We start from the raw sequence: 19,291 nt of genomic DNA, 5'->3' as shown, positions 1-19,291 counted from the left end.
ATGCCCGACTTCCACATCCCCAACGACCCGCAGTGGCAGTGGGCGTACGACCTCATCCTCGTCGCCGTCGGTGAGGAGTACCCGAAGGCCGACCCCACCGCCCTGCGGGCCATGGGCGACGAGTTGTACGCGCTCAGCAGCACGATCCTCAACGGGATGGGCGCCACCGCCAACCTCGGCTACGGGCTGGCCGGGAGCCTGTCCGGCCCGGCGATGGACGCGTTCCAGCAGTACCAGGTCGGCATCACCAGGAACGTGCCGGCCGGCGGCAACATCGCGCTGGCGCTGGGCGGGTCGGCCTACAACTTCGCGCTGGACTCGGAGAACACCCAGTACAACATCGTCATCGCGGCCTTCACCCAGGTCGTCGAGATCGCCATCGCGCTGGCCTCCGGCTTCGGCGCCGCAGCGGTTCCCGCACTGATCAAGATCGGTCAGGAGATCGTCAAGGCCCTGATCGACCTGTTCCGGCAGCGCCTGCGGCACATGCTGATGCGGCTGGCCTGGGAGGCGTTCCAGGAGGGCCTGGAGGAACTCTGGCAGAGCGCCGCCGCCCAGGTGACCCAGATCATCGAGGGAAACCGCAAGTCCCTGGACTACAAGGATCTGGCGATCGCGTTCGCCGGTGGCGCCTTCATCGGCGCGGGCGTCAGCGGCGTGCAGATGATCGGCGGCAAGTTCTTCCCGAAGATCAACGACAGCGTCCTGTCCCGGGAAGGGTTGTCGGCGCTCGCCGAGACGCTGTTCGAGGGCTTGTTCACCATGATGGTCGGCGGCGGCGGATTCAACCCGTGGGCCACCATGTCCTCCTCGCTGATCGGCGGGATGGCGCACCACTACGCCACTGTGGTCGGCAACAGCTACGGCCCCGGCGCCGGCGCCAAGGCGCCGCCGAAGATCGAGACGAACAGCCTCACCACCACGCCGTCCGCGCCTCCGCCGACGACGAGCGTGGACGGACCACCTGTTCCCCCGCCCGTCGGTTCCCCCACCGGGGCGGGCGGCCCCGCAGGTCACGGCGCTGCCGGGAACCAGGGCGCCGGTGGCCGGCCGTCGGACAGCTCCGGCACCGCGGGTGGCGCCGTCGGCGACCCGGGTCTCGACCGGTCGGATTCCGGGAGCCAGGGTTCCGGGAGTCAGGGCAGTGGCCAGGGTCCCGGCAGTCAAGGGCTCGGTCCGCAGGGCGCCGGGAGCCAGGCCCCAGCGGGCCAAGGCGCCGGGCAGCAGGGCGTGGGAAGTCAGGTCCCGCCGGGCCAAGGCGCCGGACAGCAGGGCACCGGAAGTCAAGGCGTCCAGGCGGGTGGGAGTTCCGCAGCCGGCGGGCAGAACGGCGTTGGAAACTCGACGGCCGGCGGCCAGAACGGTGCCGGAAGCTCGGTCCCGGACGGTCAGGGCGCGGGCCGCGACGGCGCCGGCAGCCCGGCCGCCAGCAACCCGAACGCGACCGGCAACCCCGCCGGAGCCGACAATCCAGCCGGAGCCAGCGACCCCACCGGATCCGGGAGCCCCGCCGGAGCCAGCGACCCCGTCGGATCCGGCAGTCCTGCCGGGGCCAGCCCTCCGGCCGGAGCCGGCAACACCGCCGCGGGTACGGCCGCCCCGGTCGCCACCGGCAACGAATCCGCGCGGGCGGACTCGACGGGCACTCCGGCCGGGAGCCCGCCGATCGCCAACGGCGCGCCCTCGGCCGTCCCCACGACGCCGGTCACCGACGCCACCACGCCGCGCGGAGGTGCCCTCACCGCACCGGACGGCCCGACGTCGGGCGGTGGACTGCCGGGGTTCGACACCATCACGCCAGTGACATCGGCGACGCAGCCGCCCGCCGCCTTCGGCTCGCCACCGGGTACCCAGGCCGGACCGGCACCGGCCCCGAGCGCGCCGTCCCCCGCTGCGCCTGCCGCGGCCACGCCGTCGGCCGCCACACCCGCAGCAGCCACACCCGCCACCGGTACGTCGTCGTCGAGTTCGCCGTCGGCGGCTACGCCCGCGCCGGGGCGGCCCGGCAGCACCGGTTCCACCCCTGTGCTGCCACCGGCGCAAGGGCTGGCGGGCGGCGTCTCGGTCGAGGTACCGGCGGTCGGCGTAACCCCGGCGACCGGTTCCACAGTGGGCATCGACGCGCCCGCCACCCTGGCACCGGCGACGGCGGCGTCCACACCGGACGATCCGGCGGCCACCACGAACGGTCCAATGACCGGTCCGGCGGCCACCACTGACGGTTCGACGACCGTCCACGCCCCGGTGGACGCGGACCGCACCGACCCTGCGCAGGCCAGTTCCCAGCCCGACCCGGACCAGACCGGCGACCCGGGAACGGCTCAGCCCGTCACCCCTGAGCAGACCCGGGACAGCCCTCGGGACGGTGCTGCCACCCCGTATGCCGGAGCACCCGTGCGGGCCACGCCGAGCCCGCAGTTCCAGCGGGCGAAGGCGGACGCGGAACCGAAGCGGCTGCGCACCGAGCGGTACGTCCCGTGGAAGGACACCGTCGTACCCGGCACGCACCTGCTGCGCGGCGAGATCACGACCATTGACTTCACCACGCGGGAGTTCACCGCCGACGGACGCGACCACCGGTCGTTCGACGTACACCTGGATCTGGTGTCGAAGAACGACCAGATGTCCCCGCAGGAGCTGCGGGACTTCGCAGACGCCGTGCAACACACCCTCGACGAGATGGTCAACGGCCGGCACACGCTGCCCGACGGGCGGCTGCTGCACATCGACCTCGTGGTCGACACGCCGCCGTGGCGCGACGGCATGACCCGCGACTGGCAGGCCGATCCGCGCCGCAACCCGCCGGTCGAGGTGACCTCCGAGACCGGTGTGCGCACCGACCAGCATCTGTGGAACACCGGTGACCGCCTCAGCGTGATGGTGCACGAGGTGATGCACTACCTCGGCGCCAAGGAGGGACACCAGGCCGCCGAACACCTGCTGACCACGGTGGACCGCCCGGGCGTGATGGGGCTCGACGTCGACGCCCTGCCGACGTCGTCGGAGCAGGCCGCGGCCTCGACCGGGCCGACCGCCTATCTCACCGCCCAGGACCTGGCGACGATCCACGACGCGGCGCTGACCGCGGGCCCGGTGCGGGAGCTGCCGGTCCCGCGTGCGCCGCGGGATCAGGCGCCGGACCCGCACCCGAACCCGCAGGTCCCGTCCCGCGCCCCGGCCCCACCGCCGCCCGGCATGCCGCCGTCGCCGGAAGTGCAGGCACCGGCGTCGGCCGCCTCCGCCACCCAGATCGCCGGCCCGCGGCACGACGTCCTCTCGCCCGATCGCGGCGCGTTGCCGCCCCGGACCCGGCCGTCCCGGTTCGAGCCGGTACGGGTGGCCGGCGGCCGCAACGCGCGGTTCGACGAGCTGGCCGGGCACACCCGCGACGTCAACCCGGGCAACTACCGGCAGGCGACGATCGACCTCAAGAACGAGGCGGCGCCGATCGGGTTCGTCGTCAACTCGATGCTCCCGGCCGCCGACGTCGACCAGATCCCCGAGGTGGTCCGGGCCGTCACCGAGGGCCTCGCCCCGGGCACCCGGGTCGCGTTCGTCTTCGGCGTCAACACCACCGCCGAGGTGCCGGACCTGGCGTTCCGGGACGCGGTCGCCCGGGCGGCCCGGCTCGCCGAGAGCCTCGACGTGCCGGTGGCGGTGAACGGCTACGCGGTCGGCACGAAGAACGACAAGTTCCCGTACGGCCGCACCCGCAACCAGGTGCTGCGCGACAGCGACACGGTGGCCGCGATCCAGGGTCTCGCGCAGGGCGGCCCGGACGGCGCGGACCGCCGCTACCCGTACGTCTCGATCCAGGACTTCGACGGGGGCGCCCGTACGATCGCCGACGGCACCCACGTCTTCGACCGCATCAACCGGGCGACCCGGTTCGATCCGGAGGCGACCGGGCCGCAGACCGACTCCCCGGCCCGGCCCTTGATGATCTCCGGCGGCTACCGCGTCGGCGACGCCGCGGACCTGGTCCGCCGTACCCGGGAACGGCTGGAACGACGCGCCCGCGACCACGAGGCGAGGATCGCCGAACTCGCCACGCGCGACGACAAGGAGGCGCGCAGGGAACTCGGGATCGAGCGACAGAAGCTGGCCGCCGTCCACGGCGGGCTCGGCAAGCTCGCCACCCGGGCCGGGCAGGACACGTTCGTCCGGGACTTCGCCACGGCCGTGGACGAGGACATGCGCTCCCGGGACCGGCAGGCCACCGTCCACCCCATGCTCCCGTACTCGCCGGAGCCGAACCTCTTCGTCGACGGCCTGCTCGTCCTCGGCCGGCCCGAGGTCCGGTTCGGTGACGCGGGCGCCGAGTTCCTCCTGCTGGCCGAGAGCCTGCACCAGGCGTACGGCGACGAGCTGGCCGTCGCCCACGGCGCGGCGACGCCGGCCGACCTGCCCCCGGACGTCCTCACCACAGACGTCCAGGTCGAGTCGCAGAACAACAGGCACCCCGACCGCGACCTGGGGTTCATGACGGACTTCGTGGGCGCCGCCACGCCCACCGACCTGTCCCGGCTGGCGGCCGACTTCGCCGCCGGCAACTTCCTGCCCCAGTCGCACGCCGTGCCCACGAACGCCAACCGGCAGCTGTTCTACACCGAGGGCACCGGCTTCAAGGAGTACCGGGCCGAGCTGCGCAAGCCCGGCATCGCCGCCGGCAAGCCGTTCGCCGCCCCCACCGACGTGGTGCCCCGCCGCGCGGGGGTGACGCGCGCCCCGGGCGAGCCGCCGAGGACGTGGCAGGAGTCGCTGACGCCGGAGCAGCTCCAGCAGCTCGGCGCGCAGCCGCACAACCGGCTCGTCACCACCGTCTCGCTGCCGCCGCCCGGGGCGGGTCCCGCGCCGGAGCCGAGCGGCGAGGTCACGGTCGACCCCGACCTGGACCCGTCGAAGCCGGCCCGGACCGTGGGCCTGCCCACCAGCCAGCGCCTCGTCGCCGCGCACCTGGTCGCCACGTCCAACGACTCCGGGACCATCCAGCAGGAGTTCGCCGCCGCCACCGCCATCGCCGATCGTGGCGGGCTCAGCCGGCAGCCGGACTCCCTCTACGACGCGATCGCCGCCGGGCTGCCGGGCGCCGACGCGAACACCCTGCGGATCGACACCCTGCGGGCCGGCCGGGACACCATCGTGCTGGACGACGCCGCGGCGATGCGGCAGCAGCGCCCGTACGACAACGGGCACTTCGTGAAGGCGGCCCTCGCACCCGACCCCGGCACGCAGCGCCGCGGAACCCCGATCGGCGACGCCGAACGGCAGCGGATCGGCAACGCGCACGACGTGGTCGAGTTCGCCGCCGCCCGGGGCGCCCGGGTGCACCTCACCGTGCACGACGGGGCGGGCGGCCCGGTCCGGGAGTACCCGGTGCGCGGCGCCAGGCCGCAGGGCCGGCTGGCGCTGGTCCGGACGATCGATGCGTGGGGCCGGGTCACCTACGCGCCGTACGTGCCGCCGCCGCCCGCGGCGAGTGACACCGGCGACGACAGCGACAGCGAGTCCGGTGACTTCGGGATGTTCGGCGACGACGTGGCCGGCCTCGCCACGTTCGCGCCGACCGCCACCGCGCCGACCGGCACCGCGACCACGAGCGCCACGACAAGCGGCGCCGCCTCGCCGCCGGTGGCCGGCGCCGTCGACTCCGGCCTGGTGTTCGCCGCGCCCGGCGACCGCGCCACCAGGTCCACCGCCCGGGACTTCCCGGACCGGCCCGACCGCTACCACGTGTTCGGACACGGCGAGACGGACGCGATCCGGGTCGGCGAGGCCCGGATCACCCCGGCGCAGCTCGCCGCGCGCATCCGCCAGGACCGCGACCGCTGGGAGGGACGCCCGATCGTCCTGATCGTCTGCGACAGCGGCACGGACCGCAGCAACGGCTTCGCCGCGCAGCTCGCCCGGGAGCTGCCCGGGACGAGGATCATCGCGCCCGGCGGCGTGGTGTGGGCCGGGCCGACCGGACATGCGATCGTCACCGGGAGCGACAGTCGCGGCCCGGACGGCGAGGCTCTCACCCCGCCGACCGGGGACACCCGGTTCGTCGAGTTCGAGGCGTCGCCCACCGACCCCGGCCGGCTCACCGTCACCGAGCTGTCGCACGTCCTCGACGCGTACACCCCGGTCGGTCAGGTCGACGCCGATCGGACGGCCCGGTCCGTCGCGCAGCTCGCCGCCTGGGCGCAGTCCGACGCCACCGAGGTCGAGGCCCGGACCGGGCCGGCGCTCGACGCGCTCGCGCCCGCCCTCGACGACGCCACCCGGGCCGACGCCACGTACCGGCGCGCCGCTGGGCTGCACCGCGACGCGGCGAACCGGCTGGCCGACCTGTCGGCGAGCCAGCTCCAGCTCGACCAGCGCGCCGACGAGGCGCCGAAGCTGGCGCGGGCCGGCGTCGACGCCGCGGCCCGCGCCGGGGACACGGCCGACGCGGGGCGGCTGCGCGAGATCGCCGGACGGACCGAGGAGCACATCCGCGACCGGGACGACGGGGTACGCGCCTCGCTCGCCGCCTCGGCCGCCGAGGTGGCCACCGTACGCGACCTGCGCGACGACGCCGCGTGGGCCGAGACGACGGCGGCGCGCGCGGACGAGGACCTGCGGTTCCTGCGAGAGCGGCACGACCAGCTCACCGTCCTGCGGGCGGAGACCCGGCACTGGGCGGACCAGGCCGCCCGGGCGGCAGCCGACGCCACCGCGGCGCTCGGCCTCCCGCCCGGCCCGCGACGGGACCTGGCGCTCGCGGACGCGCTGCTGCGGGCGTACCCGGCGGTGAACGCGACCGCGCGACGGCGGGCCGACCTCGACCGGATCACCGCCGAGTTGGCCCCGCTCGGTGACCTGCCGGCCGCGGTGCGGGACCGGCGCGACGCCGCCGCCCGGGCCGACCGCCTGGTCGCCGAGGTGGCGTCCCGGGCGCCCGGCGCGTACGCGGCGCACACGGCCGCGCTGTCGCACATGGACGACGCCCACGACTCGCTGACCGAGTCGGAGGAACGGCTCAACGACGTCTACGACCTGGCCGAGCGGCTGGGCGTGCCGCCCCGGCCCCCGTCACCCGCGCCGGCGCCGGCCGACGCGCCGGACGCGACGACGCCGCAGGACGACGCCGACTCCGACCTGGAGCCGCCCGCCGACCTGCTGGTGGAGACCGGACCGGCGGGACTGGCGCCGTTCTCGCCACCGGAGACCGGGACCGACGCGGCCACAACGGGCGAGGCGGCCCAGGGCGAGGCCGCCGAGGAGATCGGCACGGCGCTGACCACCGAGGGCGAGGTGGCGCTGCCGTCACCCGAGGCGGTACGCCGTCACCTGCCCACCTACCTGCGGGACAGCCACACCCTCGGCATCGCCGAGCAGCTACGGGCCACCCGGGACGCGGCGCTCGGCGCGGCGCTGCGGACCCTCGACCCCCGCCTGCCGGCCGACGTCGTCGCCGCGGTGGAGGCCGACAGCCGCGACGACATCGACCAGTTCCTCGGCGCGGGCCGCCCCTACCCGGTCACCGTCGGCGGCCGCCCCGCCGAACTGGTGGTGACCGCCGTCCTCGACTGGGACCGGCTGACAGTCGACCGGCTTCACGACGATCCGCGCAAGGTCACCACCAGGACCCGGGAGAACCTCACCCACACGCTGCGGCACAACCGTGACCGGCACGTCGAGCCGAAGGTGACTGTGACCGCGCTGCCGGGCGTCGTCGTCGGCGTGGGCGGCTCGGTACCGACGGCGCCCACCACCGAACACTCCACCGCCCACAAGGGCACCTACACGTCCACCACCACTGTCAAGGTCACCGACATGGCCGAGGTGAGCGTGCCGGTCCGCTTCGTCGCCCGGCTCGTCCGGCCCGGCCGCCCCGACACCGGACCGGTCCAGGCCGCCGGCACCGTCGCTCTCGCCGTACCGACCGGGTTGCGCCCGGTCGGTACGACCGCGACGTCCGCCGCGGACCCGGCGCTCGACGGACCGGTCCCGGCCCGGTTCGCGGTGGAGAGCGTACGCAGCCGCCCGGCCGATCCGGGCGCCACGTTCTTCGAGCAGGTAGAGGCGATCCTCGCCGAGGACGGCATGGCCGACGTGGTCCGCATCGGCGCGCCCGGCCGGCCGGCCGTGCAGAAGCTGCTCAGCGACGCGGCGTTCGCCGGCACGTTGCCGACGACGGTCGTCACCGACCCGGCGAACCGGCACGACGGCTGGGTCCGGTCCGGTTCGCTGCCGCGCGGCGCGCGTACGGGCTGGCGGCGCTTCTTCCCGGGCCGCAGCCAGCAGGTCGAGGTCCGCCTGGTCGCCCGCCGCATCGAGCAGGTGGAGAGCGTCGACGGGACCGCCCACGTCGACACGTCCGCGCTCGCGGCCGAGAGCAGCGCCGGCGCCACCGCCAAGCGGCTGTGGGGCGGCTGGGCCACCGCCGGCCCCGGCCTGGACGCGGGGCCGCTCAGCCTGGTCGTCGCGCCCCGGGTCGGCGGCAGCCGGGAGGCCGGCGTCAGCCGGACGGTCACCGAGCGGACCGGTGCCAAGCAGACCGTGACGGGCACCGCCCCCGGCATCCGGTACCGCGTCGAGTACGGCGTCCAGGTGCGCGTCCTGGGCCGCGAGCCGCGGATGCTGGCCGGTTCCGTCGAGGCCCTTCAGTGGACCACCCGGGACCGGCTGCCGGGCACCGCCCTCGACCCGGGCGGCCGGGAATGGCACGGACGGCGCGGCGTCGCCCGGACCCACTTCGCGCCGGCCCGCATCGAGCGGGGCGAGTCGTTCGGCGGCGCGCACCTGACCCGGTTCGGCGACCGGGGGCTCTACGAGACGGTCGCCGAGGCGGTGCGGTCGGTGCCCGGTCACGACCGGTTCCGCCTGGCCACCCGGGACGAGATGCTGCGGCACTTCGACGACCCGCGGCTCGCCGATGGGCTGACCCCGCAACTGCAGGCGGCGCTGAGCCGCGACGCGGACCTGCGTACCCAGCTCTCCCCCGACCAGCTGCGCCACCTGGCGGACCGGATCGTCGGGCCCGGGCTGAAGATCCCGCTGATCCGCACCGGCACGTTCCACGACCACGTCACGGTGGTGACCATCCGGGGCACCCTGCGCGACGTGTCCGACGGCGACCTGCTCGACCGCGAGAAGATCGGCACCGATGCCAAACGGGACGCCCGGTCCACAGTGACCAGCGGGCGCGACAGCAGCAAGTCAGCCGAGATCAGCCTGGAGCCCCGCATCCTCGGCCCGCTCGGCCAGGCCGCCTCGGCGATGCTCGGCGGCCCCCGCGCCGCCGTCACCTGGAGCGCCACCGACGAGAGCGCGATCACCGGCCGGCAGGCCGCCGAGAGCAGCCACGGACCGGCGCTCGACGGCGAGGGCAAGCCCACCGGCGTACGGCTGCGCGAGTTCGCCGCCACCCTCGACCTCACCGTCACGGCCCGGTCGAGCGTGCGGGTCAACCAGGCGGGCCGGCAGCTGTCCGTCGGGGCGTACGGCCGGGACGTGCCCACCGTCGTCGCGACGTCCGAGCAGCGCCCCCGCACCCACCGCCTCGACGTGCGCATGCTCGTCCCCGAGACGCGGGTCTCCCGGCAGCGCCCCGATCCCGATCCCGGCCCCGCCGCACGGGACGAGCAGACCATCGCGTACCCGCCCCCGCTGAGCCGGATGACCGGCGGCCCGCACGACCTCGACGGGCGCCGGGTGGAGTCCTTCGTCGGCGCCGGCCGGCTGCAGGACGCCGTGGTCGACACGCTCCACGAGGCCAGCGGCGACGACATCTACACCGTCGAGGACGGCCGGATCTCCACTGTCGTCGCCGACGAGCTGTCGCCGGAGCGCCTCACCGGTGACGCCGAGCTGTTCAGCCGCCCGCTGGCGCTGAGCAACCTGTGGCACGGCCGCCGGGCCGCGGACGCCCGCGCCGACGTGCGGGTACGGCTGCGGCCGACGAACCCGGTGGTGCTCGACGACGCGGACGAGTTCGGCCGGATCAAGCGGACCTTCGCCAGCGGCACCGCCCGCAAGACCACGCACGGCCGCTCGGTCGAGCTGAGCCTCTCCGCCACCGGCGTCGCCACGGTAAGCGGCCCATCCGCCGACCACGGCGGCAGCACCGGCCGGCCGGCGGGCGCCGTCGTCCTGTCCGTCACGCCGTGGCGGCGCGCCTGGGGCCGGATCAGCGAGCGCAGCGTCTCGGGCATCTCCAAGCTGCGCGTCGGCGGCCGGCCCGAACGCGAGCTGCTGGTGCGGGTCGACGTGGAGGCGGAGGTGGTCGCCGAGGCACGGCACGACACCAACCTGCTTCCGCTGGGCCTCTGGCCCGCCTCCCCGGCCCGCCGCGCCGGCCGGCGGCTCACCCTGCCGGGCGCTGTGGTCATGCGGATGACACCGACGGAGCTGAAGCGGCTCCAGGACCGCGACCGGGCCCGCCGGCACCAGAGCGCCGACGTGCGGCTGCAGCTGCGACACGCCGAGAACGCCGAGACGGTACGCGCCGACCAGCGCGAGCAGCGCGCCCGCATGGCACGGGCACAGGCCACTGAGCGTGGGGAACTGCTGCGGCGGCAGCACACCGAACGCCGCGACGCCTCCGACTACGTCGACCGGGTGCGCCGGCGCCGCGCCGTCGGCGAGGCGGAGCGGCGGCTCGTCGACCAGTCCTTCGCCGCGCAGGAGGAGCGGCACCGGCGCGAGCTCGCGGAGCTGACCGCGACGCACGACGAGGCCACGCAGGCGCTGCTTCAGGCGCAGGAACGCCAGCGGGCCGCGCAGGCCGAGCACCAGCAGCGCGAACGCGACATCGTCCGGCAGGAACAGCAGCGGCAGGACGAGGCCACGGCCGACCCCGGCACCCCGGACGACAGGGAACAACCAGCGTTCCGGCCCGGACCGCAGCGGTCGCTCGGCATCGGCGGCGTCACCACCCACGTCGACCTCAGCGACCGCATCCCGCACCTGCGGCGGGCCCTGGCCCGGGCGTCGAGCGAGGAACTCGCCCAGGCCATCCTGCCGTCCACCCAGGACCGCAGCCCCTTCGACCCGGTACGCGGGCTCGGCAGCTCCGGTTTCCTCGGCGCCGCCCACCTGCACCTGGCGGACGCGCTCAACGGCGGCCGGAGCGAGCCGATCCGCGTGGAGCGGCGCTTCCGGGGCTCCACCTACCACGTCACGCTGACCGCCGAGCCGGTCGGCGAGCCGAGCTTCACCGGCATCGAGCTGGTCGACGAGATGTCGGTCACCGACCGCTCGGTCGTCGGCGAGGCGCACACCCGCACCACCTCCCGGACGGCGGCACAGGTGACGCTGACCGCGCGGGCGCAGGGCACCGAGACCGAACGGGTCGAGGACGATGCCACCCGTACCACCGGGCACGGCCCGGCCTCCGGCACCGTCGCCGCCGGCCTCACCGGCTCCGCCGCCCTCGACAACCGGGCCACCAAGGCGACCGAACGCACCGGCCGCACGTACGAGCAGACGCTCACCGTCTCCGGGCCGGTGCCGACGTACCGCGGGGCGGTCCGGCTGACGCTGACCGTCACCGGCAAGGGGCTGCCCGAGGACGGCGTGTCGATCCAGACCGTCCGCGACGTCACCACGTACTCGGCCACGCAGGGCCGGTCGCAGGCCGTCTCCGGGCCGGTCACGACGGTGCCCGCCGCGCAGACCACCGATGCGGGGCGGCAGCTGTGGCGCGGCGCCACCGGCTTCGATCCGCTGCCCGAGCCGGGCCGCTTCGCCGTCGAGGACGTCCTGGTCGACCTGCCCGACCTGCACGAGGCGGCCCGGCAGGCGCTTGTCGCGTCGGGCGTCGAACCCGGCCGCGACGTCACCGCGGCGCTGCGCGACACACTGACCGTCACCCGGATGAAGGCGCTGCCGGCCATGCTGGCCGGCGCATTCCCGCTGCCGATGCCGGCCCGGCTGGGCCGCGACCTGTACCTCGACGCCCGCCTGGTGGCCCGCCCGAAGCTGCTGCGCGCGGACGCCACAGTGAAGATCGGCGGCTCGGCGAAGCGGAGCGCCGACACCGAGTTCGAGCAGACCAGCGGCCACTCGTTCGCGCTGAAGACGGCCGGGCCGCTGGTCGTCGGCGGCGTCGGTCATCCGGGCGGCGCGAGCCGGGTGGGCGAGCGGGAGGCCTTCAACGCGGTGAACGCCGCGACCCTCGTCGAGCATCAGCTCTACCGCACCGACCCGGCCGCCCAGGTGAAGGACGAGGGCAAGGTCGCGGTCAGCACGACCGACAAGCCGACCCGGCGCACCGATCCGGACGACAAGCTCACCGCCGCGGTGGAGTACGACGTCGAGTTCCGCTTCGTCGCGCGTTCCCGCGACGCCGCCGGCAAGCACCGGGGCGGCGCCGAGGTCCGGGTGCCGGGCGGCTACGTGGTCCGGCTGGACGAGGAGGCGGCCCGGGCCGTCACCGGCCGGGACCTCTCCCCGGGGCTGCGCGCGTCCGCGCTCGCCGTCGCCGGCGCGGCGAAGACGCTGTCCGAGGCGACGGCCCGCCTGGACGGCCTGACGTCCCGGGCGGACGCGGACCCGGAGGAGGTCGCCGGGGCCGAACGGGCCGTGGCGGACGCCGAGAAGACCTGGTGGGACGCTTACCACGCGCACGAGACCGAGGTGACCCGGCCGCCGGTCCCGGTCCCGCCCGCTACCGTGCCGGCCGCCGCCGTCGCCACCCCGACCGCGCAGACCCCGCTCGTCGGCGACCCGGTCGACGTCGCCACCGGCCGGGTGATCTACACCGAGGTGGACGCCCGGCTCCCCGGGCTCACCCTGGAGCGGACCCACCGCTCCGACTACCGCTGGGGCCGCTGCTTCGGCTCGGCCTGGGCCTCCACGCTGGACCAGCGCGTCGTCACCGACGCCACGCACGCGCGGTTCCTGGCCGCCGACGGCTCCGTCCACACGTACCCGCTGCCCACCGAGGGCGACGAGGCCCGGCCGGTCCTGGGCCCCGGCGGCCCGCTGCGCCGGCTGACCGGCGGCGGCTGGCTGCTCACCGGGCCGGACCGGCGGCTGCTGTTCGCCCCGGCCGCCGGGCACGGTCACTCCTGGCTCAGCGACGTGGTCACCGACGACGTCGGCTGGCACGTCGAACGCGCCGCCGACGGCACCCCCGAGCTGCTGACCTGCACGTCCGGCGTGGTCGTGGTGCCGCACCTGGCCGGCGGCCTGGTCGTCGGCGCGCACGTACGGGCACCCGGCGACACCGCCGCCGAGGCGGTCCACCTGCCCACCTTCACCTACGACGACAGGCGGCACCTGGTCGAGGTACGCAACTCCTCGGGCCACGCGACCCGGCTGCGCTACGACGAGGCGGGCCGGCTGGTGCGCTGGCAGGACCGCAACGGCGAGTGGTTCGGCTACGACTACGACGAGGCGGGCCGCTGCGTCCGGGCCGGCGGCGCCGGTGACTGGCTGCGCTACCGCCTGCGGTACGACGACGGCGTCACGTCCGTGACGAACTCGCTGGGCCAGGTGACCCGGTACGAGATCAACGAGCGCCGCCAGGTCACCGCGATCGTCGATCCGCTGGGCGCGACCACCCGGCAGGAGTGGGACGCGGCGAACCGGCTGCTGTCGCGTACCGACCCGCTCGGGCGCGTCACCCGGTTCGACCACGACGCGCGCACGCTCACCCTGCCGGACGGCTCGACCCACCGGGTCCCGCCGCGCCGGCCCGCGCCCGCGGGCGGCATCGAGTTCGACGCGCTCGGACGGGTCCGGGCGACCCGGGCCCCGGACGGGGCGGTCACGACGTACGGCTGGACCGCCGAGGGGGACCTCGCGTGGCGGGTCCGCCCGGACGGCTCCACGCAACGGTGGTTCTACGACGGTGAAGGGAATCTGGTGGACGTCATCGACGCATCAGGAAGGGCGGTGAGCTTCGAGTACGGCCCCTTCGATCTACCCACGGCACGGGTGGATCAGGCGGGGAACCGCACCGAGTTCACGTACGACACGGAACTACGGCTGACCGCCGTGACGAACCCGGCGGGCCGGACGTGGCGCTACGAGTACGACGCGGCCGGCCGCCTGTGCGGGCAGACCGACTTCGACGGCCGTACCCAGCGCTACGAGCACGACGACGCGGGCCAACTGGTCGCGCACACCGACGCCGCCGGCACCGTCACCCGCTACCTGTGGGACGCGCTGGGCCGGGTAGTCGAACGCCGCGTCGGTGACGCCGTCACCCGCGTCGAGTACGACGCCGACGGCCACGTCGCAGCCGTGACCAGCCCGGACGCGCAGGTGCGGTTCACCCGGGACGCCGAGGGCCGGGTGCTGTCCGAGACGATCAACGGCCGCACGGTGCACACCTCGTACACCGACTCCGGGGCGGTCGCGACGCGCACCACGCCGTCGGGCCGGTCGAGCCGGTGGACGTTCGACGCCGACGGACGCCCGGAGAGCCTGACCGCCGCCGAGCACCTGCTCGGCTTCACGCACGACGACGCGGGCCGCGAGATCGGCCGGACCATCGGCGGCCTGGTCGCGCTGCGGCAGACCTTCGACGCGGCGGGCCGGCTCACCCGGCAGCACATCGCCGACACCGCCGAGCGCCGCTACACCTACGACGCCGCCGACCGGGTCGCCGCGATCGCCGACTCGCTCGCCGGTGACCAGTCCTTCACCGCCGACGACACCGGCCGCATCCGGGCCGTCGACGGGGACGTCCCGCAGCGGTACGACTACGACGAGGCCGGCAACCTGGTCGGCGCCGGCGGCGGGCGCTGGGAGTTCACCGGCACGATGCTCGTGCGCTCCGACGACGCGACGTTCTCCTACGACGCGAAGGGCCGCCTCACCGGCCGGGTCGACGCCGCGGGCGCGTGGCGCTTCGAGTGGGACGCCGAGGACCGGCTGGTCCTGGCCGTGACGCCCGGCGGCGACCGCTGGCGCTACCGCTACGACGGCTTCGGACGGCGCATCGCCAAGCAGCGCCTCGGCGACGGCGACCGGGTGCTGGAGGAGGTGTCCTTCGCCTGGTCCGGCGACCTGATGCTGGAGCAGACGCACCGCGACGTCACCGGCGCGACCACCACGACCACGTGGGACTACCGCCCGGACGCGCCGGTGCCGGTCGCGCAGACCGACGACGGCACGCTCCGCGCGGTGATCACCGACACCATCGGCACCCCGACCCACCTGGTCGAGCCGGGCGGCGGGCTGCGCTGGTGGTCGCGGGGCGACCTGTGGGGACGCGGTGCCGACCGCACCGCGACGCCGCTGGCCTTTCCCGGCCAGTACGTCGACGCCGAGACCGGCCTGCACTACAACCGGTTCCGCTACTACGACCCGGCGACCGGCCGGTACGTCAGCCCCGACCCGCTCGGCCTGACCGGCGGCCCGAACCCGACCGCGTACGTCAGCGACCCGCTCACCGTCGCCGACCCGCTGGGCCTGACCAGTTGCACGCCCGCCCCGGCGACACCGCACCCGCTGGCCACCGTGGAGCCGGCGCTCGCCGCACCCACCGACCAGACGCCCAGCAGCCTGCCCACGAACGCGGCGCCGCCGCCGCCGAGCGCGCTCTACGGCATGCCGTTCCAGTTGCAGGTCAGAGTCGAGGACGAGTACGGCCAGTTCCTGGGGTACGAGACCGTCATGCGCGACACCCCGTCGCCGCCGCCGGTCTCCACCGCGGCCGGCGTAGTGGGGTATCACGCCCGCCAGTGGTTCGACGACGTCGCGCCCGCGCCGAGGACCGCGCTGGACGACGGCACCTCCACCGCGCATCAGACCTACCACGAGATCCGCGAGGCGGTTCAGCCGTACATCGGGACGCAGCCCCGTACCGGCTTCCGGTCGAACGCGATCGGCCACCTCAACGAACCGCTCGTCGGTGGGCTCAACTACTACAACACCACCACGACCAGGCGCCGGGGCGTGACGAGGACGCACCAGGGTCTCGGTGACCAGATCGCCAACGAGGCCGGCGGTGGCCGGGAAACCGCACGTCAGATCGCAAGCTTCCTGCGCGGCGAGATCAATCACGACCAGATCGGCTCCGTGGCCGGACAGGACTTCGCCCGGATCGTGCTCTTCGCGGAGAACGCCCGGGGCTACGAGTCCGAGGTCAGCACGCTGCCGATCGCGCTGGACCACCTCGCCAACGCGACGAACGACGCGGACATCGCCGCCATGTGGCGGAACATCTCGTCGTGGTTCCCCCCGGCGGCGCAGGGATACGCCAGCGACGAGTTCGTGCCGCGCGAGAGCCGGCCTCCGGTGGCCAGCATCATGCCGCCGCAACGGCCCGACGGGGTCACCCGGACGGGCTCGTACTACAACATGGTCGAGATCACCGACGCGCCTCCACCGGCGAGTTCCTCGAATGCCCAGGCCGGGCCGAGCCGGCAGCGCGACCACCGGTCGCGAAGCCCGGAGCGCCGCGGCGGCAGCAGCCGTAGGCGCTACCAGTACGGCTTCCAGGGCCCGCAGACCGGCACCACCGACGTCCGGGGTGCCACCGCGCCGGTCACTGACCAGTTCCGTACCCCGCTCGCCGACCAGTTGACGGCGGCGCAGGGCGACCCGCGCGCGCAGGTCCGGATTCTCGACTCGTTCCGGGACCAACTGTCGTACGAGTACACGTTGAACGACGGCTCGACGCTGCGGGTGCTGGCCGCGAACCTGCACGGCGACACCGCCAACACCGGCGCCGACCTGGCCACGCTGAACGCCGCCGACCGCGAGCACCTGCGCTGGATCAACGACCACCGGGACGCCGGCAGCGTCACCGCCAACGTCGACTGTGTGCCGCTCACCCTGGCCGTCGACGCGTACCGGCAGACCGGTGCGGTCACCCAGGTGCCGGCGCAGACCCAGCCGATGGAGATCGGCGAGGTCATGAAGCGGTACCCGGGCCGGAGTGTGGACGAGGTCGGCAGCATCCGCGGCCTGATGGAGGCCCTCGCCGCCATGCCGGACGGCACGACAGCGATCGTCGGCCTGCGGTCCGGTGGCCCGGGGACCGTCGGACACGTCATCAACGTGTCGAAGGACGGTCAGGGCCGGGTCACCTTCGAGGACGCCCAGGTCCCCGGGCTCGCCACGCTCCCGGCGATCTCCCCGGACGGCTCGGTCGTCGTCATCCGGACCAGCGACCCGGCTCCCGGCAGCGACGTGGACATGGCCTCGGTCCGCGACAGCGACTCCGACACGGACATGGCCTCCGTCCGCGACGCCGACAGCGACGTCGACATGGCCTCGGTCCGCGACAGCGACTCCGACACGGACATGGCCTCCGTCCGCGACGCCGACAGCGACGTCGACATGGCGTCGGTCCGCGACGCCGACAGCGACGTGGACATGGCGGACTTCTCGCCGACCACCGAGACGTTCGCAGGTGTGGCGCCCGAGGCGGTGGCGAAGACCACCGCGCAGACGCCGACGGTGGGTGACCCGATCGACGTCACCACCGGCCGGATGATCCTCACCCACACCGACGCGGTCATGCCGGGGCTCACGCTGGAGCGGACCTACCGCTCCGACTACCGGTGGGGCCGGTCGTTCGGCCGGGCCTGGGCCTCGACGCTCGACCAGCGGATCATCGTCGACGGCGAGCAGGTCCGCTACCTGGCCGCCGACGGCTCGCTGCTCACGTACCCGCTGCCCGCCGAGGGCGAGGTGGCGCAGCCGGAGACCGGCCGGACGCTGCCGCTGCGCCGGCTGGTGGGTGGCGGCTGGCTGCTGACCGATCCGACATCCGGCCGCAGCCTGCTGTTCGCCGCGGCGTCGCGCACCGAGTCGCTGCTGACCGACGTCACCGAGGCCGGGGTCCGCTGGACGATCGGCCGCGACCGCCGGGGTACGCCGACGCAGTTGGTGTCGTCCACCGGGGCCGTGATCGCGTTCACCTCGTCCGCCGGGCTGATCACGATGGTCTCGCTGCCGAACGCGGCCGGTGACCTGATGGCGGCGTCGCAGTTCGGCTACGACGGCGACCTCAACCTGATCGAGGTGACGAACTCCTCGGGCGACCCCGAGCGCTTCACGTACGCCGACGGGCGGCTGGTGCGCTGGGAGGACCGCAACGGCGAGTGGTACACGTACACCTACGACGAGGCCGGCCGGTGCGTCGCCACCGACGGCAAGGGCGGCTACCTGCGTTACCGGTTCGACTACCAGCCGGGCCGCACCGTGGTGACCGACTCGCTCGGCGCGGTGCGCGTCTACGAGCTCAACGACCGCTTCCAGGTGGTCGCCGAGACCGACGCGCTCGGCGCCACCACGCGCAACGTCTGGGACGAGGCGTACCGCCTGCGGTCCACGACCGACCCGCTGGGCCGCACCACGTCCAGCGAGTACGACGCCCTCGGGCGGCTGGTCTCGGTCACCCGGCCGGATGGCAGCCGGTCCGTCACCACGTACGACGAACTCGGTCGCGCGGTGTCCTGGACCGACTTCGACGGCAGCACCCGCAACCGCCAGTTCGGCCCCGACGGGCTGATGATCGCCGAGGTGGACGCCTCCGGTGAGGTGGTCCGGTACGAGCAGCCGGCCGCCGACGGCCGGGGCACGACCACCCACGTCGGCCCGACCGCCGTCGTGCGCGACCCGGCCGGGCAGATCACCTCGGTGAGCAACGGGCAGGGCGAGACGGAGTACGTCTACGACGCGCTCGGCCGCCTGTCCAGCATGAAGGACGACACCGGTCTCACCGAGTTCGGCTGGACGCTGGAGGGTGACCTGGCCTGGCGGGAGAACCCGGACGGCTCCGTCGAGGAGTTCCTCTACGACGGCGAGGGCAACCTGGTCGAGTGGGTCGACGCCACCGGCCGCCGGACGATCCGCGAGTACGGGGCGTTCGACCTGGTCACGGCCGAGATCGACGACGAGGGCAACCGCACCGAGTACGCGTACGACACCGAGCTGCGGCTGGTCCGGGTCACCAACCCGGCGGGTGCGACGTGGAGCTACGTGTACGACCCGAACGGCCGGATGGTGTCCGAGACCGACTTCGACGGCCGCACCCAGCGGTACGTCCACGACGCCGCCGGGCAGCTCGTCGAGCGCACCGACGCGGCCGGCGAGGTCACGCGCTACACGTACGACCTGCTCGGTCGGCTCGTGGAGCGGCGCACCGGCGAGGCGGTGACGCGCTTCGCGTACGACCCGGCGGGGCGGGCCGTCTCCGCCGAGGGCGACGACTCGCAGATCCGGCCGGAGCGCGACGCCGCCGCCCGGGTGGTCGCCGAGCCGGTGAACGGCGCCACCGCGTCCACCTCGTCCGGCGGTCTCCTGCCGGAGTCGCGGACCGCGCCCGCGCCCCGGCGCTGACCAGCCGCCCGCC

1 protein-coding gene is annotated in these 19,291 nt (G+C 74.7%); it reads left to right on the top strand.

Annotated elements, in window-relative coordinates:
* A complete protein-coding gene (locus FHU28_RS16595; protein WP_184690097.1) occupies window positions 1-19,278 on the top strand; it encodes a DUF6531 domain-containing protein in 19,278 nt (6,425 codons plus the stop codon).
* Window positions 19,279-19,291: the final 13 nt, after the last annotated feature.

It is taken from the genome of Micromonospora echinospora, assembly GCF_014203425.1.
GTDB lineage: Bacteria > Actinomycetota > Actinomycetes > Mycobacteriales > Micromonosporaceae > Micromonospora > Micromonospora echinospora_A.
This window is presented reverse-complemented; position numbering and strand designations above follow the sequence as displayed.